The 20,323-nt window shown below is 59.3% G+C and carries 16 protein-coding genes; all 16 read left to right on the plus strand.

Features of this window, described 5'->3' with window-relative positions; all coding sequences use genetic code 11:
• The first annotated feature begins 120 nt into the window (after positions 1–120).
• The 16 genes from ACFPPD_RS00355 to ACFPPD_RS00430 all read left to right on the plus strand — a co-directional run bounded on the left by ACFPPD_RS00355 (position 121) and on the right by ACFPPD_RS00430 (position 20,265).
• Positions 121–1,383: an adenosylhomocysteinase gene (locus tag ACFPPD_RS00355; RefSeq protein ID WP_209747557.1), complete on the plus strand. Its 1,263-nt coding sequence runs from the start codon at positions 121–123 to the stop codon at positions 1,381–1,383.
• A 171-nt stretch (positions 1,384–1,554) separates the two neighbouring features.
• Positions 1,555–2,733, plus strand: a complete 1,179-nt coding sequence (locus ACFPPD_RS00360; RefSeq protein WP_209747559.1) for a DUF4349 domain-containing protein — start codon at positions 1,555–1,557, stop codon at positions 2,731–2,733.
• Between the two features lie 125 nt (positions 2,734–2,858).
• Positions 2,859–3,296, plus strand: coding sequence for a division/cell wall cluster transcriptional repressor MraZ (mraZ, locus tag ACFPPD_RS00365; protein ID WP_209747561.1), 438 nt, complete (start codon positions 2,859–2,861; stop codon positions 3,294–3,296).
• 259 nt (positions 3,297–3,555) lie between these two features.
• Positions 3,556–4,509 carry a 16S rRNA (cytosine(1402)-N(4))-methyltransferase RsmH gene (gene rsmH, locus ACFPPD_RS00370; protein ID WP_209747563.1) on the plus strand — a complete coding sequence of 318 codons (954 nt, stop codon included), beginning with the start codon at positions 3,556–3,558 and terminating at the stop codon, positions 4,507–4,509.
• Positions 4,510–4,555: 46 nt separating this feature from the next.
• A complete protein-coding gene (ftsL, locus tag ACFPPD_RS00375) occupies positions 4,556–4,972 on the plus strand; it encodes a cell division protein FtsL (protein WP_209747565.1) in 417 nt (138 codons plus the stop codon).
• Positions 4,973–4,999: 27 nt separating this feature from the next.
• Positions 5,000–7,279, plus strand: coding sequence for a penicillin-binding transpeptidase domain-containing protein (locus ACFPPD_RS00380; protein ID WP_209747568.1), 2,280 nt, complete (start codon positions 5,000–5,002; stop codon positions 7,277–7,279).
• 87 nt (positions 7,280–7,366) lie between these two features.
• The gene (locus tag ACFPPD_RS00385) at positions 7,367–9,292 is read left to right on the plus strand and encodes a stage V sporulation protein D (protein ID WP_209747570.1); all 1,926 of its coding nucleotides are present in this window, start codon (positions 7,367–7,369) and stop codon (positions 9,290–9,292) included.
• A gap of 116 nt (positions 9,293–9,408) precedes the next feature.
• A complete protein-coding gene (locus ACFPPD_RS00390) occupies positions 9,409–10,896 on the plus strand; it encodes a UDP-N-acetylmuramoyl-L-alanyl-D-glutamate--2,6-diaminopimelate ligase (protein WP_209747572.1) in 1,488 nt (495 codons plus the stop codon).
• Entirely contained in the window at positions 10,896–12,314 is a 1,419-nt protein-coding gene (locus ACFPPD_RS00395; RefSeq protein ID WP_378081021.1) for a UDP-N-acetylmuramoyl-tripeptide--D-alanyl-D-alanine ligase, read from the plus strand. The genes ACFPPD_RS00390 and ACFPPD_RS00395 overlap by 1 nt, the downstream gene beginning before the upstream one ends.
• 4 nt (positions 12,315–12,318) lie before the next feature.
• Positions 12,319–13,287 (plus strand): phospho-N-acetylmuramoyl-pentapeptide-transferase, encoded by a 969-nt coding sequence (gene mraY, locus ACFPPD_RS00400; protein WP_209747576.1) that lies wholly within the window; start codon positions 12,319–12,321, stop codon positions 13,285–13,287.
• Between the two features lie 4 nt (positions 13,288–13,291).
• Positions 13,292–14,725, plus strand: a complete 1,434-nt coding sequence (gene murD / locus ACFPPD_RS00405; protein WP_209747578.1) for a UDP-N-acetylmuramoyl-L-alanine--D-glutamate ligase — start codon at positions 13,292–13,294, stop codon at positions 14,723–14,725.
• A gap of 45 nt (positions 14,726–14,770) precedes the next feature.
• Positions 14,771–15,868 carry a stage V sporulation protein E gene (gene spoVE, locus ACFPPD_RS00410; protein ID WP_209747580.1) on the plus strand — a complete coding sequence of 366 codons (1,098 nt, stop codon included), beginning with the start codon at positions 14,771–14,773 and terminating at the stop codon, positions 15,866–15,868.
• Positions 15,869–15,873: 5 nt separating this feature from the next.
• A complete protein-coding gene (gene murG, locus ACFPPD_RS00415; protein ID WP_209747582.1) occupies positions 15,874–16,983 on the plus strand; it encodes an undecaprenyldiphospho-muramoylpentapeptide beta-N-acetylglucosaminyltransferase in 1,110 nt (369 codons plus the stop codon).
• A 159-nt stretch (positions 16,984–17,142) separates the two neighbouring features.
• The gene (gene murB / locus ACFPPD_RS00420) at positions 17,143–18,048 is read left to right on the plus strand and encodes a UDP-N-acetylmuramate dehydrogenase (RefSeq protein ID WP_209747584.1); all 906 of its coding nucleotides are present in this window, start codon (positions 17,143–17,145) and stop codon (positions 18,046–18,048) included.
• Between the two features lie 16 nt (positions 18,049–18,064).
• A complete protein-coding gene (gene murA / locus ACFPPD_RS00425; RefSeq protein WP_209747586.1) occupies positions 18,065–19,339 on the plus strand; it encodes a UDP-N-acetylglucosamine 1-carboxyvinyltransferase in 1,275 nt (424 codons plus the stop codon).
• 140 nt (positions 19,340–19,479) lie between these two features.
• Positions 19,480–20,265, plus strand: coding sequence for a cell division protein FtsQ/DivIB (locus ACFPPD_RS00430; protein WP_209747588.1), 786 nt, complete (start codon positions 19,480–19,482; stop codon positions 20,263–20,265).
• Positions 20,266–20,323 lie beyond the last annotated feature (58 nt).

The raw sequence follows: 20,323 nt of genomic DNA on the forward strand, positions 1-20,323 counted from the left end.
TTTGCCTACGCTCCGATCCTCATTCCCTAGCTTTATCCAACCTTCTCGGTGCTGAAAACCGAACTTTATGAAAATTAATTTTATAATAATTAGACATCAACGATACGGAGGAATTAATTAATGAAGACGCAATTGAACAGCATCGTGCGGGATCCGTCGCTGGCACCCGAAGGAAAATTGAAAATCGATTGGGTACAGGCGCATATGCCCGTGCTGAACGAGATCCGCAAGGAGTTCGAGCGCGATCAGCCTTTCAAAGGGCTGCGGGTTGCGATCTCCCTTCATCTCGAAGCGAAGACGGCTTATTTGGCCAAAGTGGTGCAAGCCGGAGGCGCGGAAGTCGTCATTACCGGCAGCAATCCGCTGTCCACGCAGGACGACGTATGCGCGGCGCTCGTCGAAGACGGCATCGCGGTGTACGCGAAATATAATCCGGACCCGCAGGAATACAAAGATCTGATGGTCAAGACGCTCGAGACGAAGCCCGATCTCATCATCGACGACGGCGGCGATCTCGTATCGATCTTGCATTCGGAGCGCCAGGACTTGCTGGCGCAAGTGCGAGGCGGCGCGGAAGAGACGACGACCGGCATCCTTCGCCTGAAGGCGATGGAGAAGGACGGCTCGTTGAAATTCCCGATGGTCGCGGTCAACGACGCTTACTGCAAATATTTATTCGATAACCGTTACGGAACCGGGCAATCGGTATGGGATGGCATCAACCGGACGACGAACCTCGTCGTCGCGGGCAAAACCGTCGTCGTGAACGGCTACGGCTGGTGCGGCAAAGGCGTCGCGATGCGGGCGAAAGGGCTCGGAGCGAACGTCGTCGTCACGGAAGTGGACGCGATCCGCGCCGTAGAAGCTTACATGGACGGCTTTACCGTATTGTCGATGGATGACGCGGCGAAAGTCGGCGAGTTCTTCGTGACGGTAACCGGCAATAAGGACGTCATTCGCGGCGCGCACATCGCGAACATGAAAGACGGCGCGATTCTGTCCAACGCCGGCCACTTCGATATCGAAGTGAATCTGGTCGAGCTGGCGGCCATGTCGGTGTCCAAACGCGTCGTGCGCCGCAACATCGAAGAGTACGTCCTGAAAGACGGACGCAAAATTTACGTTCTCGCCGAAGGAAGACTCGTCAACCTGGCGGCCGGCGACGGCCATCCGGCGGAAATCATGGACATGACTTTCGCGTTGCAGGCGATGGCGCTTCGTTACGTAAACGAGAATTACGAGAAAATCGGCAGCCAAGTCGTCAACGTGCCGTACGAGCTCGACGAGCTCGTCGCCCGCACGAAGCTGCAGTCCCTTGGCATTACGATAGATACGTTATCCGACGAACAGAAGGCTTACTTAGACAGCTGGGCTTCCCACTGAAGCCGACTGCCTGACGGATATAACAGAAATCCCGTTTCGCTTCGAGCGAACGGGATTTTTATTATTTTCGTATGCAATCGAAAGATTTCGTTAGAAGTTTTTCTTAGCGTAGGTAACAAATTCCACTTCTTTTGCGTTTAGGGTAGTAGAAAACGAAAAGGGGAGATTGGAATGAAAGAGACGACGGTCCGATCGATTCGCCGCACGATGCTTCTCGCCATTGCATTATTGCTTGCGCTGGGGCTTGCCGCTTGCAGCGGGTCCAACGACGATAGCGACAGCGGGAAAGCGGATGCGCCGATGGCGGATGCGATGGAGCTAAAGCAAGTGAACGGGGATCAAGCGAACGCGGCATTCTCGGAGGCTGCCCCCGCGGCGGAAGCCGCTGCTCCTGACCAGGAGGCGATGTCTTCCTCCGAACCGGTTGCTTCGGCGTCGACGACGGCCGCATCCGCTTCCGGCTCCGGCGAAGCCGGCACGGCCGGCATCGGCCAGATCGCGGACGCGAACGCAGGCTTCGACCGGAAAGTCATCTACAAGGCAAACCTCGTCATGAAGGTCGAACAGTTCAAAACCGCGGAAGTGCAGCTGACGGACTTGATCCATCTGTCCGGCGCTTACGTGCTGCAATTCTCCGATAGCCGCAACGTCGACGAGGTCGGCGCGACCTACGTCATCAAAGTGCCGTCCGAAGGGTTCTCGTCGTTCCTCGGCCGATTGCAGAAGATCAAGAGCTTGGACTTCCAGCGCCAAGTCGAAGGCAGCGACGTGACCGAAGAATACGTCGATCTCGCTTCGCGCCTGAAGGCGAAGCAGGTCGTCGAAGCGAGGCTGCTCGCCTTCATGGACAAGGCGACGAAAACCGACGATCTCGTCCGCTTCTCGAACGAGCTCGCCCAAGTACAGGAAGAAATCGAGCAGATCAAAGGAAGAGTCCGTTTCCTGGACCAGAACGTCGCGTTCTCCACGATCAGCCTGCGGCTCTACCAGGCGACAGGATTGGAACCGAAGACGGAAGTCAAGGAAGAAGAGAAGGACAAAGGCTTCGGCGACAAGCTTTCCGACGCGTTGTCGGGCAGCGCGAACGTGTTGCGCAAATTCGGCGAAGGCATCCTGATCGTGCTGGCCGCCTTGCTCCCCGTCCTGATCGTCGTCGCCGTCGTGGGCATTCCGGCCTACGTCGCCGTCCGTCGCCGTTCGGCGTCGCGGAAGCGTCTGTCGGAGGAGCGCCGGAAGTCATGGAACAACGCCGTTCCTCCGGCGGGGAACGCCGAACCGGACGCCCGGGACGACAATACCGGCATCGAGCGCAAAGAAGAAACGGAAGAGCCGGAAGACGGGGGTCGTTAATCCCCTAAAATATTTTTCGAAATCCTGCCCAAGCGGCAGGATTTTTATTTTATGGGGCGAATAATCATCATAAGTGGTCCAAAGTGGTGAAAAGTGGGTAAAGATGGGGGAGGTGTGGAGAGCTTATGTTTCTGGGGGAATTTCAGCACAGCATCGACGACAAGGGACGCATTACGATCCCGGCGAAATTCCGCGAAGCTCTCGGCACGGACTTTATCGTCACCCGCGGTTTGGACGGCTGCTTGTTCGTCTATCCCCGTTCGGAATGGACCCAGCTCGAACAGAAAATGAAAAGCTTGCCCTCCATGGCCGCCAACGCCAGGGCGTTCTCCAGGCTGTTGTTCGCCGGGGCGTCCGAATGCGAGTGGGATAAACAGGGAAGGGTAAACGTGCCCAGCCATTTGCGCGAATACGCCAAGCTGGACAAGGAATGCACCGTCATCGGCGTATCGAGCCGGATGGAGATTTGGGACAAGGCGACTTGGGAGGAATATTCCCGATCGTCCGCCGACTCCTTCAACGAGATCGCCGAGAAGCTCGTCGATTTCGATTTTAACTTCTAACGTACGAGTTCAAAAAGTTCGATTTTCAGCACCGAGAAGGTTGAAAGAAGCTAGGGAATGAGGATCGGAGCGTAGGCGAACCTACGTGAGAACCGGAAGTCCCGGCTGAATTCAAGATTCGATGCCGAATAGACTTCTTGAATCGCTTCGTGATCAAAATCGGACTTTTTGAACTACCTCTTTAAGCCGCTTACAACATCTGCAACCATACATAAACAAGAAAGACGGGCCCGAATCCGGGTGCCGGGAGGCAACAGCCATGTTTCACCACGTGACCGTATTGAAAGAACAATCCGTAGAGGCGCTCAACATTTCCCCGGACGGCGTATACGTCGACTGCACGCTCGGAGGCGCCGGGCATAGCGAATTGATCGCTTCCAAGCTCGGTCCGAACGGGCGTTTGATCGCCCTCGATCAGGACGACGCCGCACTTGCCAACGCTCGCGTGCGGCTTGCGCCTTACGGCAATATCGTGACGCTGGTGAAAAGCAACTTCCGGCACTTGAAGGCGGCGCTGCGTCAAGCGGGCGTCGAAGAGAAAGACGGCGTTCCGCAAGTCGACGGCATCTTGTTCGATCTCGGCGTATCCAGTCCGCAGCTCGACGAAGCCGACCGCGGCTTCAGCTATAACCACGACGCCGAATTGGACATGAGGATGGACCGGGACGAATCGCTTACCGCGAAAGAAATCGTCAACGAATGGGACGAACGGGAAATCTCGAACATCCTGAGAGATTACGGCGAAGAGAAATTCGCGAGGAAGATCGCTTCGAACATCGTCAAGGAACGGTCGAAGTCTCCCATCGAGACGACCGGCAGGCTGGCGGAGATCGTCAAATATTCGATTCCGGCGGCGACGAGGCGAACGGGGGGACATCCCGCCAAGCGTTCGTTCCAGGCGCTTCGCATCGCGGTCAACGATGAGCTCGGCGCTTTCCAAGACGCGCTCGACCAGACGATCGACTGCTTGAAGCCAGGGGGAAGGGCGGCGGTCATTACGTTCCACTCGCTCGAAGATCGCATATGCAAGACGACTTTCGCCAAGGAAGTCGCCAGCTGCAGCTGCCCTCCGGATTTTCCGTTATGCGTATGCGGCGGAGGCAACGGACGGCTCAGGCTCACGCCGCGCAAACCGATCTTGCCGACGGAAGAAGAATTGGAAGCGAACCCGAGGGCCCGTTCTTCCAAACTAAGAGTCGCAGAGAAGCTCTGAAAACAGAGCTCCCAATAAAACACAAACGAGAGAGGGGTACCGACAGATGGCATATTACGGAAACTTGGCTTTGCGCCCGGAACGGGTAGAAGAACGCGAACGCCGCGAACAGCCGGCCGTGCGCCGCGACCCGGTCAAATCGAAAGCCGTTCGGCGCCGCACGATTCCGATCGGCGAGAAGCTGCTGTATTTGGCCGCGGTCGCGGCCGTCGTGTTCGTCGCGAGTTTCGTTATTTTCCGCTATGCGCAAATCTATCAGATCAACGGCGAAGTGCAAGAGAAGAATCGCGCGATAGAGCTCGCGACGGAGCAGTCGAAGGAGCTTCAAAAGGAAGTCGAACGGCTGAGCGACCCTGAAAGATTTACGGCATGGGCAAGCGAAAAAGGGCTAGTGCCGATCGCGGGCAACGAGATCAAGGCGGCGGCCGGCAACGACGCCAACGCCGTCGCGATGAACCGATAGTCCGTCGGGAAAGTCGAGGGCAAAAGCATGACGAAAAGGATAAAGCTTCGGACGTTGCTGACGGGAGGGTTAATTACCCTCCTTTTTCTTGGTATTATCGTAAGAGTGTATTGGGTTCAGGTCGTGAAAGCCGATTTCTGGACAGAACAGGCGATGAAAACGTGGATCACGAGCGAAACGTTGCCGCAGGAGCGGGGCAAGCTGCTCGACCGGGACGGCAAAGTGCTGGCCGCCGACGCCCTCGCCTACACGGTGGCCGTCGGACCGAAGCGGATCGCCGAGCTCGAGAAGGACCACCCCGAGTGGAGATTGACGGACCAAATCGTCTCGAAGCTTCACGCGGTGCTCGGCACTTCGGAAGACGATCTTCGCAAGATGATCGCGTCGAAGAAAGATAACGGAGAACTGCGCGCTCAGCGGGAAATCCGGCCGGACGGCTGGAAAATCGACAAATCGGTCATGGACCGGTTGGCGGCGTTCCGGACGGAAATGCGCAAGCTGACCGGAGTCGACAACATCGGCTTGTATTTCATGAACGAGCAGAAGCGCTACTACCCGAACGACTCGCTCGCTTCCCATATTCTAGGTTACGAGGATAAGGAGGGCAACGCGATCGCCGGGCTCGAGAAGAAGCTCAACGATCAACTGAGCGGGACGCCGGGTTTCATGAAATACCAGAAGGACGGCGAACGCACGCAGCTGCCGAACGGACAGCTCGAATACAAGCAACCGGTGGACGGTAAGACGGTGACGCTGACGATCGACCTGGATATTCAATATTACATCGAAGAAGCTCTCCGGGCGGCCTTCGAAAAATACAAGCCGATCAGCATCACGGCCATCGCGGCGGATCCGTCTACGATGGAAATCTTGGGGATGGCGAGCTTGCCGGATTATAATCCGAACCTGTACTGGGAGAAGGCGAAAGACCAAGCGGCGTTCAGGGACAACAGCATCCAGTCGCTGTACGAGCCGGGCTCCACGTTCAAGATCGTGACGCTCGCCGCCGCGGTGCAAGAAGGGCTATTCAAGCCGGACGACAAATACAAGTCCGGGTCGATCAGCTTCAAGAACGTTCCGACGATCCGCGACCATAACGGATCGGGATGGGGCGAAATCTCGTACTTGGACGGGCTGAAGCATTCCAGTAACGTCGCGTTCGTTAAGCTCGGCTACGAGATGCTCGGCAAGGAGAAGCTCGTGAAATACATCAATAATTTCGGCTTCGGACAGAAAACGGGCATCGAGCTGCCTAACGAAGGTTCCCGTTCCGTCAATCTGCAATGGCCCAGCGACGTCGCCCGCGCGACGTTCGGCCAAGGCAGCGTGCTCGTCACGCCGATCCAGCAAGTGACGGCCGTCGCGGCCGTCGCGAACGGCGGGAAGCTGATGGTGCCGCATATCGTCAAGTCGATCAGCGATCCGGCCACGGGAGAGAAGCAAGTGACGGAACCGCAAGTCGTTCGGCAAGTGATCTCCGATGCGGCGTCCCGCCAAGTCGGCGAGTACCTCGAGACGGTCGTCAGCGACAAGGAAATCGGCACGGGCAAAAGCGCGTTCATTCCCGGTTATCGGATCGCGGGCAAGACGGGGACGGCGCAGAAGGTCGTCAAGAACGAGGAAACGGGCAAGAGCGAATATTCCAAAGACCGTTACGTCGTTTCCTTCATCGGTTACGCGCCGGTCGAGAATCCGAAGGTCGTCTTGTATATCGTCGTCGACGAGCCTCAAGTCGACAACGCGGGCGGCGGCGCGATCGCCGGGCCGATCTTCAAGGACATCATGGGCAAGTCGCTGAAGCATCTGGGCATTAAGCCGAATTTACCGAAGGAAGAGGAAGCGGGCAAAGCTTCCGGAACCCCGGAAAATACCGGAAATACCGACGACGTGACGGCGATTGTGCCGGACGTGACCGGAATGACCGTCGCGCAGGCGAAGGACCGGCTCAAGCAAGGCAAGTTCCCGGTCGGGGTGCACGGCAGTGGCTCGAAGGTGCTGCAGCAGCTGCCGAAGGCGGGAAGCGTGCTGCCGTCGACGCAACGGATTTATTTGCTGACGGACACGAAACCCGGCAACGTGCCCGAGCTGAAAGGGCTGAGCTTAAGAGACGCGATGGAAATGTGCATGCTGCTGAAGGTCGCGTTCACGGTCGAAGGCGAAGGTTACGTCGTCGGCCAGAAGGCCGTCAAGAACGCCGAAGGCAAATGGATTTTGCAAATCAAGCTCGCACCCGCGAACGAACCCGCGGCGTCTCCTTCGGAACCGCCCGATTTGGGTGCGTCCGAAGGGGCTTCGCCGGAAGGCTGAGGGCTTGTTCTAACCCCCTCGAAGCGGGAATAGTCTGGAACTAGGCGAAAGCACGTCCAGACGTTCCCTCGGAGGGGGTTTTTTCTTGTGAAAATTTCGCAGGTCACCGTTCGCAAAAGACTGTACGTCGCGCTCGTGTTCGCGGTGTTCGCGTTCGGAGCGCTCGTCGTCCGGTTAGGTTACGTGCAACTGGTCAAAGGGGAAGAGATCGCGAAGAAGGCCGAGGACTCGTGGCGGCGCAACATTCCGTTCCAGGCGAAGAGGGGCGAAATCGTCGACCGCAACGGCACGAAGCTCGCCTATAACGTGAGCGCGCCGACCGTCTACGCGATTCCGATCCAAGTCGTCGACAAGAGGGAGACGGCTCGCCGGCTCGCCGGACCGCTCGCCATGTCGGAGGACTCGTTGTTCAAGCTGCTGTCGAAGAGCGCGTCCAGCGTCGAGCTCAAGCCGGGAGGCCGCAAGCTGACCGAGGCGAAGGTGCAGGAGATCACCGCGCTGGAGTTGCCTGGCATCGTCGTGGCCGAAGACAACAAACGCTATTATCCGTTCGGCAATTTGGCCGCTCATGTTCTCGGGTTTACCGGCAGCTATAACCAAGGCCTCACCGGCTTGGAGCTTCGTTACGACAAGAGGCTGCTCGGAGCGAAAGGGAACATCTCCCAGTTGGTGGACGCGGCGGGACGCACAATGCCGAATTCGACGAACAAATTCGAAGCGCCGCAGGACGGGCTTACGTTGCAACTGACGATCGACCAGACGATCCAATCGATCGTCGAGCGGGAACTCGACCAGGCGATGCTGCAGTACCAGGCGAAAGACGTCATCGCGATCGCGATGAATCCGAACACCGGGGAAGTGCTGGCGATGGGCAGCCGTCCGACGTTCGAGCCGGATAAGTACCAGGAAGTGCCGACGGAAGTGTACAACCGCAACCTGCCGATCTGGATGACTTACGAGCCCGGATCGACGTTCAAGATCATTACGCTCGCCGCGGCTCTTCAGGAAGGCAAAGTCGACCTCGAGCACGAGCATTTCTACGATCCGGGCTCCATCGAGGTGGCGGGGGCGAAGCTACGTTGCTGGAAGCCGGGAGGACACGGCAGTCAGACGTTCCTCGAAGTCGTCGAGAACTCGTGCAACCCGGGATTCGTGCTGCTCGGCCAGCGGCTCGGCAAAGAAAAATTGTTTTCTTTTATTAGCGCGTTCGGGTTCGGCAAGAAGACCGGCATCGACTTGCAGGGCGAGGAGAACGGCATTATGTTCAAGCCGAGCCAGGTCGGCCCGGTAGAGCTCGCGACGACGGCTTTCGGCCAAGGCGTATCGGTCACGCCGATCCAGCAGATCGCCGCGGTATCGGCCGCGATCAACGGCGGAAAGCTGTATAAGCCGTTCGTCTCCCAATCGTGGATTCAACCGAACACCGGCCTCGTGCTCGAGCAGACGCAGCCCGAGCTTGTCCGGGAAGTGATCAGTCCGGAGACGTCCAAGAAAGTCCGGGAGGCGCTCGAGAAAGTCGTCGCCGAAGGAACGGGGGGCAAGGCGTTCCTCGACGGTTACCGCGTCGGAGGCAAGACGGGGACCGCCCAGAAGGTCGTGAACGGCCGCTACTCCCCGAACGAGCATATCGTGTCGTTCATCGGCTTCGCGCCGGCGGACGATCCGCAGCTCGTCGTCTACGTCGCCGTCGACAATCCGCAGGGCATCCAATTCGGGGGACTCGTCGCCGCCCCGATCGTACGCAACATCATGTCCGACGCGCTTCCGTACATGGGCATTCAACCTCGGAAAACGCAAGTGGACAAAAAATACAAACCTACCGATCTCGTCAAATACGTGACCGTTCCCAACCTCGTCGGCAAGACCGTATCGGATCTGTACGAGGACATGAACCAGAACTTCCAGCTGTCCGCTTCGGGCAGCGGCAGCACCGTTCTTCGCCAGGCTCCTGCCGCGGGAGCGAAGGTCGAGCAAGGCTCCGTCATCCGAATCTATTTGGGAGCGTCGGAGTAGCCGAGGCGAAGGCGCAGCATTAAAGTTTGTTCATCCTCTTGAATGAGAGGGAGTCGTTGGACCATAATGATGGTACGTTGTTCAAGAGAGTAGAGATCGTCTGGAGGCCGGTAGCCATGAAACTTAACGAATTATCGCAACAACTGCTCGTATGCCGGATCGTCGGCGATCCGTCCGTCGAGATCGGCTTGCTGCAATCGGACTCCCGCAAGGCATCGTCCGGCTGCTTGTTTTTCTGTTTGCCCGGATATAAGGTCGACGGGCACGATTACGCGCCCCAGGCGGTCGCGGCGGGCGCTTCGGCGCTCGTCGTGACGAAGGAGCTGCCGCTGGACGTTCCGCAGCTCGTCGTGCCGGACGCCCGGCAGGCGATGGCCCAGCTTGCCGACCGTTTCCACGGCAGGCCGTCCCATCGCTTGTTTCCCGTCGGCGTGACGGGAACGAACGGAAAGACGACGACGACCTATCTGATCGAGCGCATCTGGACGGACGCGGGCGTCGCGGCCGGCGTCATCGGCACGATCGAAGCGCGTTACGCCGGAGAGAGCGTACCGATGTCCGGCACGACGCCGGACGTGCTTCAATTGCAGGAGCTGTTCAAGGCGATGGTCGATGCGGGCACGGAGAGATGCGTCATGGAAGTGAGTTCCCACGCGCTGGAGCAAGGGCGCGTGAAGGGAACGAAGTTCCGGACGGCCGTCTTTACGAACTTGACGCAGGACCATCTCGACTACCATGTAACGATGGAAGCTTACCGGGACGCGAAAGGGTTGTTTTTCTCGCGGCTGGGCAACGCGTACGCCGAGCATCCTTCCGAACGGAGTTACGCGGTGCTGAACGCCGACGACGGCGCTTCCGCCGCGTTCGCGAAGCTGACGTCGGCCGAAGTCGTGACGTACGGCATCGAGAGCCCCGCCCACTTGAAGGCGACGAACGTGCGCATCTCCGCCGGCGGAACGTCGTTCGACTTGGAGACGTTCCGCGGCAACCGGAGCGTGAAGCTGCGGCTCGTCGGCAAGTTTAACGTCTACAACAGTTTAGCGGCGCTCGGCGCCGCCTTGTGCGAAGGCATCGGGCTGGACGAGGCGCTGCGGAGCCTCGAGAACATCGCCGGCGTGCCCGGTCGCGTCGAGCCGGTCGACGAAGGGCAGCCGTACGCCGTCGTCGTCGATTACGCGCATACGCCGGACGGCCTCGAGAACGTGCTGAACGCGGTCAAGGAGCTGGCGACCGGCGACGTGATCTGCGTCTTCGGCTGCGGCGGGGACCGCGACCGGACGAAGCGCCCGATCATGGGACGCATCGCCGCGCGGCTCGCCGACAAGGTGATCGTGACGAGCGATAACCCCAGGTCGGAGGATCCGCTAGCCATTCTGGCGGATATAGCGGAAGGTTTGAAAGCGGACGGCGTATCGCAGGACCGGTACGAGCTGGAGCCCAATAGGCGCGCCGCGATCGAAAAAGCGGTTGAAATGGCAAGCCCCGGCGATGTAGTATTGATTGCGGGGAAAGGGCACGAGACGTATCAGATCATCGGAGGAGTGACGCACGACTTCGATGACCGTCTCGTGGCGAAAGAAGCGATAAGGGGTCGAAGCTCGTGATGCAGGCAACGATACGGGACGTCGCGGCATGGGCCGGAGCCGTCGGAACCGTCGGAGATACCGGAGACGGAAGTCTCAGGCTCGCCGGCATATCCACGGACACGAGACGGATCAAGCCGGGACAGTTATTCGTTCCGCTCAGGGGCGAGAATTTCGACGGGCACGATTACGCGACGGCGGCGCGCGACGCGGGAGCGTCGGCCGCGCTATGGGACGAGAGAGTGCCGGTGCCGGCGGAGCTCGCGGACGGCGGATTTCCGCTCGTCCTCGTCGGCGATACGCTGACGGCGCTTCAGGCGCTCGCTTCCGGCTACGCGGGCACGCTGCGCGCGAAGGTCGTCGCCGTGACGGGAAGCAACGGCAAGACGACGACGAAAGATTTGATTTCCTCCGTGCTGTCCACCGCGCTGCGCGTGCACAAGACGGAAGGCAATTTCAATAATCATATCGGACTGCCTCTCACCCTCCTCGGCGCGCCCGCGGACACGGAAGCGCTCGTGCTGGAGATGGGGATGAGCGGCGAAGGGGAAATCGCGCTTCTCTCCGCGATAGGCCGGCCTGATATCGCGGTCGTGACCAACGTAGGGGAATCGCATCTGCTGCAGCTCGGCTCCAGGCGCAATATCGCCCGCGCGAAGCTCGAGATCGTAGACGGGCTCAAGCCGGGCGGCGCGCTCATCTATTACGGCGACGAGCCATTGCTTGCGGAGGAGCTTGCGGGCAAGAGACGAGCTGGCGGCTTTCGCGAGATCACGTTCGGGGAAGGCTCGGCCAACGATTGGAACGCGCGTTCCATCGCGGTTTCCGCCGAAGGCACGACTTTCGTCGCGGCGAATGCGGACGAAGCCGAGTTTACGTACGAGCTCCCCGTACCGGGCAAGCATAACGCGGTGAACGCGCTAGCGGCGATCGTCGTCGGCAAGCTTCTCGGCTTGTCGCCGGAAGACATCCGCGAAGGGCTGAAAAGCGCCAAGCTGACCGGCATGCGCATCGAGCGGAGCCGCGCCAAGAACGGCGCGATCATTCTGAACGACGCGTACAACGCGAGTCCGACTTCCGTCAGGGCGGCGATCGACCTCGTCGCGGGATTATCCGGCTACGGCAGGAAGTGGATCGCGCTGGGCGACATGCTCGAGCTCGGACCGGACGAATCGTCCTTGCACGCCGGCGTAGGCGCCTATGTGGATTCTACCAAGGCGGATGAAATACTTTTCTACGGACCTTTATCCAAAAACGGGTTCGAGGCGGCTTCGGCCAACTTCCCGGAGGGCGCGGCGAAACATTACGCGGACAAACATCAATTGGCTGACGAGCTGCTCGCCCGGGTACGACCGGACGATCTCGTGCTCGTCAAAGCATCCAGGGGTATGAAAATGGAAGAAATCGTAACGATTTTGCAGAAAGGGGACAGGGGGTAACGAAATGGACTACGCATCGATCTTCTGGACGCTAGGCGTCTCCTTCGTGCTCGCGGTATTGTTCGGGCCTCTGTTCATTCCGCTTCTGCGCAGGTTGAAATTCGGACAGCAGGTTCGCACCGACGGACCGGAAACGCATTTGAAAAAGACGGGAACCCCGACGATGGGCGGCATTATCATTCTGGTCGCGCTCACGCTCGCGTTCCTGAAGTTCGCCGACCGCGGACTGGAATACTGGGCGCTCATCACGGCTTGCCTCGGCTTCGGCCTCGTCGGTTTTCTGGACGATTATATCAAGATCGCATTCAAGCGCTCGCTCGGCTTGACCGCGAAGCAGAAGCTGTTCGGACAGCTGCTGTTCTCGGCCGTTTTTTGTTTTTTGCTCTATAAGATGGACCACAGCACCGTCGTCGGCATGCCGGGAACGGACTGGTCGGTCGATCTCGGCTGGGCGTATTATTTGCTCGTCGTCGTCATGTTCCTCGGTTCGACGAACGCCGTCAACTTCACGGACGGCCTTGACGGGCTTCTGTCCGGGACAAGCGCTTTGGCGTTCGGGGCGTTCGCGATCATCGCCGTGGAGGCGACGCAGCCGCAATCGGCCGTGTTCAGCGCGGCGGTCGTCGGAGCGGTTCTAGGTTTCCTCGTCTATAACGCGCATCCAGCGAAAATATTCATGGGCGACATCGGTTCACTCGGTCTTGGAGGCGGCATCGCGGCCGTCGCGATCCTGACGAAAACCGAGCTGCTTCTCGTCATTATCGGCGGCGTGTTCGTCATGGAAATGCTTTCGGTCATCATTCAAGTCATCTCTTTCAAAACGCGAGGCAAGCGGGTGTTCAAAATGAGCCCGATCCATCACCATTTCGAGCTGTCGGGATGGTCCGAGTGGCGCGTCGTGACGACGTTCTGGTTCGTCGGTTTGCTGCTCGCGGCGGCCGGCTTGCTATTGTTTAAGGCAAAGGGGCTATAGCGCAATGGAGCAATTGACATCGTACCGGGGGCGACGCGTCGTCGTTCTCGGCCTTGCAAGAAGCGGCGTGGCGGCCGCGAAGCTATTTCACGGCTTCGGCGCCGACGTCGTCGTTAACGACAAGAAAGAGCGGGATCAATGCCCCGAAGCCGACGAATTGACGGCTTTGGGCATTTCTGTTGTGTGCGGCCATCATCCTGACGATCTGGTCGGAACTGACACGGCGTTGCTCGTCAAGAACCCGGGCATCCCGTATTCGGCGCCTCCCGTCGTCGCCGCGCAGCGGTTCGGCGTCGAGATCGTCACGGAAGTCGAAGTGGCGGGCAAGTTGTCCCCGGCGCCGATCGTCGGCATTACGGGGTCCAACGGCAAGACGACGACGACGACGCTCACGGGCGTACTGCTAGAAGCGGCGGGCCTTAAGCCGCTCGTCGCCGGCAACATCGGGCGACCGCTCAGCGAAGCCTCGCTCGAGGTCGCCTCGGACGGCTGGCTCGTCGCCGAGCTGAGCAGCTTCCAACTGAAGGGAACGACCGATTTCCGGCCTCGGATCGCTTGCTTGCTGAACGTCGCGGAGACGCACTTGGATTACCATGGAACGATGGAAGATTACGTCGGCTCCAAGGCGAAAATATTCGATAACCAATCCGCGGACGATATCGCGGTGTACAACGAAGACGACGAAACGTGCCGAAAGGTTGCGCAAAACGCGAAAGCGCGTTTGTTGCCGTTCTCCGTGACGCGAAGCTTGACGAATGGCGTATGCATCGAACCGCCGTACGCGTCGACGAAGCCGGCCGAAGGCGAGCCCGAGCTTGAACGTTGGATCGTATACAAGGACATAGAGGGCAACGGGACACGTATTCTCCGCGTTGACGAGCTAGGCTTGCCGGGGCGGCACAATACGGCGAACGCGATCGCGGCGATCGCCATCGCGCTAGCGGCAGGTGCTGATCCGGAAGCGCTGATTGAGCCGCTTCGGGATTTCCGCGGGGTCGAGCACCGGCTCGAATTCGTCGGCACCTTCGGCGGCGTGAAATTTTACAACGATTCCAAGGCGACGAATCCGATGGCATCGACGATGTCGATCCTTTCGCTTCCGGCGCCGCTCGTGCTCGTCGCGGGTGGGCTCGACAGGGGCTCCGACTACATGGAGCTGCTGCCGATTTTCCGGGACAGGCTGAAGGGATTGGCCGCGATCGGGGAAACGCGGGAAAAACTCGGGCGCATCGCGGCTCTCGCCGGTTTAACGAACGTCGCAATCGTCGAACCTGAAGAGGACGCCGAGCGCACGTTGCGCCGTGCGGTGGCGGAAGCCGCCGCGATGGCCGGGCCGGGAGACATCGTGCTTCTGTCGCCTGCGTGCGCGAGCTGGGACATGTTCCCGTCCTATGAAGTACGGGGCCGCATTTTTAAGCAATCGGCGCATACGTTGTAAAAGGGGGCTCGTCCCCACTTTTGCATTCCGCGAGGTGTCCGGTTCATGGCTAAAACCCGTTCCGTTCCCGATTTATGGATGATCGCCGCCACGATAGGCATTCTGGCCATCGGCGTCGTCATGGTGTACAGCGCCAGCGCCGTTGCGGCGTTCCACGATTACGGGGACTCGTATTATTACGTCAAGAGGCAAGTCGTGTTCGGCGCGCTCGGCGTCGTCGCCATGTTCGTCACGATGAACGTGGATTATACGAGATGGCGCAAATGGGCGGTTCCCGGTTTGCTGATCTGCTTCGGTTTGCTCGTCATCGTGCTCATCCCGGGCGTAGGGGTGTGGCGCGGCGGCGCGAGAAGCTGGCTCGGCATCGGGTCTCTCGTCATTCAGCCGTCGGAGTTCACGAAGCTGGCGATGATTTTGTTCCTCGCCAAGTTCCTTTCGGAACGGCAAAACCATATCACTCATTTCACGAAAGGGCTATTGCCGCCATTGGCCATCCTCGGCGCCGCGTTCGGACTCATCATGCTGCAGCCGGATCTCGGCACGGGCATGGTCATGATCGGCGCTTCGCTGCTCGCGATTTACGTGTCCGGCGCGAGGCTTGCCCATCTCGGCGGGTTGGCGCTGCTGGGCGTCGCGGGCCTCGGCGCGTTAATCGCCGCGGCACCTTACAGGCTTCAGCGGATCACCGCTTTCCTCGATCCTTGGCAAGACCCGCTCGGCGCGGGCTACCAGTCGATCCAATCGTTGTACGCGATCGGACCGGGCGGCCTTGTCGGACTCGGTCTAGGCATGAGCCGTCAGAAATACAATTACTTGCCGGAGCCGCAAACCGACTTTATCTTCTCTATCTTGGCGGAAGAGCTTGGCTTCATCGGCGGTTCCTTGCTTATCTTGTTATTCCTGCTATTGATCTGGCGGGGGATGCGAACGGCGATCACGATTACCGATCCGTTCGGCAGCCTGCTCGCCACGGGCATCGTCGGCATTTTCGCCATTCAAGTGCTCATCAACGTCGGCGTCGTCATCGGCATGCTCCCGATCACGGGCGTGACGCTGCCTCTCGTCAGCTACGGAGGCTCGTCGCTGACGCTGCTGTTGACGGCGCTCGGCCTTTTGCTTAATTTATCCCGTTATTCGAGGTGACGAACATGCGTGTCGTGTTAACCGGAGGAGGCACCGGGGGCCATATTTACCCCGCGCTGGCCATCGGCCGGGAAATTTCGGAAAGAGAGCCCGGCTCTTCGACGCTTTACATCGGCTCCGGCCGAGGCTTGGAAGGCCGAATCGTTCCGGAACAAGGCATTCCGTTCGAAGCGGTGGAAATTACCGGGTTCCGGCGTTCTCTCTCTCTGGAGAACGTCCGGACCGTCTTGCGTTTTATGAAAGGCGTCAAGCGTTCCAAGGAACTGCTCAGGGCGTTCAAGCCGGACGTCGTCGTCGGCACAGGTGGATACGTGTGCGGACCGGTCGTGTACGCCGCGTCCAAGCTCGGCATTCCGACGCTCATTCACGAGCAGAATGTCGTGCCGGGTTTGACCAATAAGTTTTTGAGCCGCTACGTGGACGGCGTCGCTGTCAGCTTCGCGGAGTCGGTGCCGTTGTTCAAGCGATGCCCGGACGTCGTCCACGCGGGTAATCCGTGCGCGACGAGGGTGCTCGGCGCGGACAAGGAGGCGGGCTTCGAGTCGCTCGGCTTGAAGCCGGGAACGCCGTTCGTTCTCGTCGTCGGCGGTAGCGGTGGAGCTCGCGCGCTGAACGATGCGGTCGTTCAGATGGCGCCGCAGCTCGGCAAGCTGAACGGCGTCCATTACGTGTTCGTGACGGGAGAGCGCTTCTTCCGCGACGCGGAAGCCGTTATCAAGCGCCAGGCGTTGTCCGCGGCGGACCGCGTGACGGTGCTGCCGTACGTCGGCAATATGCCGGACGTGCTGGCCGCGGCGTCGTTGTTCGTCGGCCGGGCGGGCGCGTCCTTCCTCGCGGAAGTGACGTCCCTCGGCATTCCGTCCATTCTCGTCCCGTCGCCGAACGTGACGAACAATCACCAGGAAGCGAACGCGCGCAGCTTGTCTGACGCGGGAGCGGGCACGTTGATTCTGGAGCGGGACCTTACCGGCAACGTTCTTTTCGAGAAAATCGCAGGCATTATAAGCGACCCCGAGAAGAAGGAACGCATGGCGAAAGCCTCGCGTTCGCTGGGGATGCCGCGTTCGGCATCCGATATTTACGAGCAAATCGTCCGCATTCGCGGAAAGAGATAAAGCAATCGAGAGCAAGTTCCGAGAGGCGCCGCGAATAGGCGTTTGTCACCACCCTTGCCCGGACGTCATAAGATACAGCGTGATCGTGACGGCCGACCAGCGGCGGCGGCACCGACGGCTACGCGCAGCCCCGAAGGATTTCGTTAGGAGGATAATGCCATGCAGCAATTGGTCGCTGAGCTAGAACAAGCGCGAATCGGCCATGTGCGGATGAACGAACCGCTTGCCGGATATACGACGTGGAAGATCGGAGGCCCCGCGGATCTGTTTATCGTCCCGGACGACGAGAACGAACTCGCGGAGGCTTTACGGCTTTTGCGTCGCGAAGGCGTACCGTGGTGCATGCTCGGCAGAGGCTCCAATACGCTCGTGTCCGATAAGGGAATTCGGGGAGCCGTCATCAAGCTAGGCGACGGTTTCGACGAAGTGCGGTTCGAAGACGGTACGGTGGTTGCGGGAGCCTCGTATTCGTTTATCAAGCTGTCGGTCATGGCCGGCAAGGAAGGACTTACCGGTCTGGAATTCGCGGGGGGAATTCCCGGATCGGTAGGCGGCGCCGTGTACATGAACGCCGGCGCCCACGGTTCGGACGTATCATGTATCTTACAGTCGGCCGACGTCGTCTGGGAAGACGGAAGTCGAGAAACGCTCGGAAAAGCGGAGATGTCGTTTTCTTACCGGCATTCCGTGCTGCAGGAACGGAGGGGGATCGTGACCCGGGCGGTATTCGGACTCGAAGCCGGAGACCGCAAGGAGATCGCCGCGGCAATGGCGACCTACAAGGACAGACGCCGCAAAACCCAACCGCTGCAAATGGCCTGCGCTGGCAGCGTGTTCCGCAATCCGCCGAACGACCATGCCGCAAGGCTGATCGAAGCGGCCGGATTAAAGGGAATGCGCGAAGGCGCGGCCGAAGTATCGTCCGTGCACGCGAACTTCATCGTCAACCATGGCGGAGCGAAGGCCGAGGACGTCCTAGCCCTCATCCGACGAGTGCAATCCATCATCGAACAACGTAACGGAATTACGCTAATACCGGAGGTACTCTTGTTGGGTGAGCGGTAACCCGGAGGTGAAACCCTTGGACAATTTGGTGATTGAAGGCGGACAGCCGCTTTCGGGCACCATTCGTATCCACGGAGCCAAAAATGCCGCATTGCCGATTTTGGCCGCCAGTTTGCTCGCGGAAGGCAAAGTGACGATACGCAACGTGCCCCGTCTTCTCGACATCGAGGTGATGCTGGACATCTTGCGGGATCTCGGGTGCAAAGCCCGTCACGATGGGACGGTCGTTTCCGTCGACACGTCGCTTGCGACGTCGTCCCATATTCCGGAGACGATGATGAGGAAAATGCGTTCCTCGGTATTTCTCATGGGGCCGCTGCTCGCGCGCTTCGGGGAAGTACAGCTTTACCAGCCGGGCGGCTGCGCCATCGGCGAACGTAAAATCGATTTGCATCTGAGGGGTCTCGAAGCGCTCGGCGCGCATATCGAAGAAAAGGGCAGCAGAATCGTGTGCACGGCCCGGCGTTTGAGGGGGACCGAGATCAGCCTGGATTTCCCGAGCGTCGGCGCCACGGAGAACATGATGATGGCCGCCGTGCTGGCGAACGGACGGACGACGATCATCGGCGCCGCCAGGGAACCGGAAATTCAAGATCTGCAGCAGTTCCTGAACACGATGGGCGCGAAAGTGAGAGGCGCCGGCACTGACACGCTCACGATCGACGGCGTCGAGTCGCTCGGCGGTTGCGACTTCGAAGTGATTCCCGACCGCATCGTCAGCGGAACAGTCATGGTCGCCGCGGCGGCTTCGCGCGGAGACGTGACGCTCGAGAATACGCAACCCGCGCACTTGACTTCGCTCGTTCACATCCTTCGCAGGGCAGGTGTTCAAATCGAGTCGGGCAATGATATAATGAGAATCGTCTCGTCGAAGAGGCCGATCGCGGTAGATCGAATCGTAACGAGTCCGTATCCCGCGTTTCCGACCGATCTGCAGGCGCAAGTGATGACTTTGCTTTCGCTGGCCGACGGGGTGAGCGTCATGAAGGAAACGATTTTCGAAGGGCGTTTCAAGCACGTGGACGAATTGTGCCGCATGGGCGCCGACATTCGGGTCGACCTGAACAACGCATTCATACGCGGCGTTCCGGAATTGTACGGAACGACCGTCGAAGCGACGGATCTGCGGGCGGGCGCCGCGCTCGTCATCGCCGGATTGGCGGCCCAAGGCCGTACCGTCGTCGAGCAGGTGCATCATATCGATAGGGGCTACGACCGGATCGAAGAGATGTTCCGGTTGCTCGGAGGCAACATCACGCGCGAAGTGCATAAGAGCAAAGTATACAGCTAACGGCAAGCAAAAACGTCTCCGGCGTCTCTGGACATCGGAGAAGCTTTGCGGAGACCATACGGTTGAAACGTTCCCCGCCGCAGAACACATTCCGCGCGGGGATTTTTATGAGATCAATTCGGACAAGGGGGGGATGGAACGTGGCGGAGAAAATCCCGGCGTTAAAGAAGGAAGTCGTCGTTCCGCGTTCGCGAAGAGGGAAGAAGCTGCTCAGAATATTGATCGCGCTTGTGGCGATCGTGCTGATAGCCCTGTTCTTCCGTTCCCCGATGTCCAAAATCTCGGAAGTGCAAGTGTCGGGCACGAATTACGTCTCGGGCGAAGACGTAAAAAAATCGCTCGGCGCGGGTCCCGGCGATTCTTTCTTCTTTCCGGGTGTCGGGAAGTTAAAAAACAACATCTTGGCGCTCAAGCCGATCGAAAGCGTATCGATCTCCAAGCATTTTCCGGGCGTCGTGCGAGTCGAGGTCAAGGAGTATCCGCAAGTCGCCGTGCAGCTCGCGGAAGACGGGAAAGTGATCGCCGTTCTCGCGAACGGGACGGCGCTTCCGATTCCGGAAGGCAAGACGACGGACAAGCCGATCCTCTCGGGATGGAAGGCCGACGATCCGAATTTGGCCGAATTGTGCAATGCGTTGAGCGCGCTTCCGGCCTATTTGCTAGCGGACTTGTCCGAGATTCATCCGGACCCTTCCAACGCTTATCCGAAGCGGATCAAGCTGTACACGCGGTCCCGGTTCGAAGTGGTAACGGCAATCGACAAGTTGCAAGACAAGATTCCTTTTCTAAGCGATATCGTGCAAAATCGGGAGCCTGGAAAAATTATCATGTTGGATGCGGACAGTTATTTGCCTTATTCGGCGGAAAATGTTACAGACAGCGGTTCCGAAGCCGAGAAAGTTAAGGAAAAGGACTCTACTCAATAAACGAAAAGAATGCTAGAATTTCATTTATGGGCGAACCGGGAACCCTTCCGAGAGCGCG

Origin of the sequence: Cohnella suwonensis (assembly GCF_042655365.1) — a bacterium.
In the GTDB taxonomy this organism is placed as follows: domain Bacteria; phylum Bacillota; class Bacilli; order Paenibacillales; family Paenibacillaceae; genus Cohnella; species Cohnella suwonensis.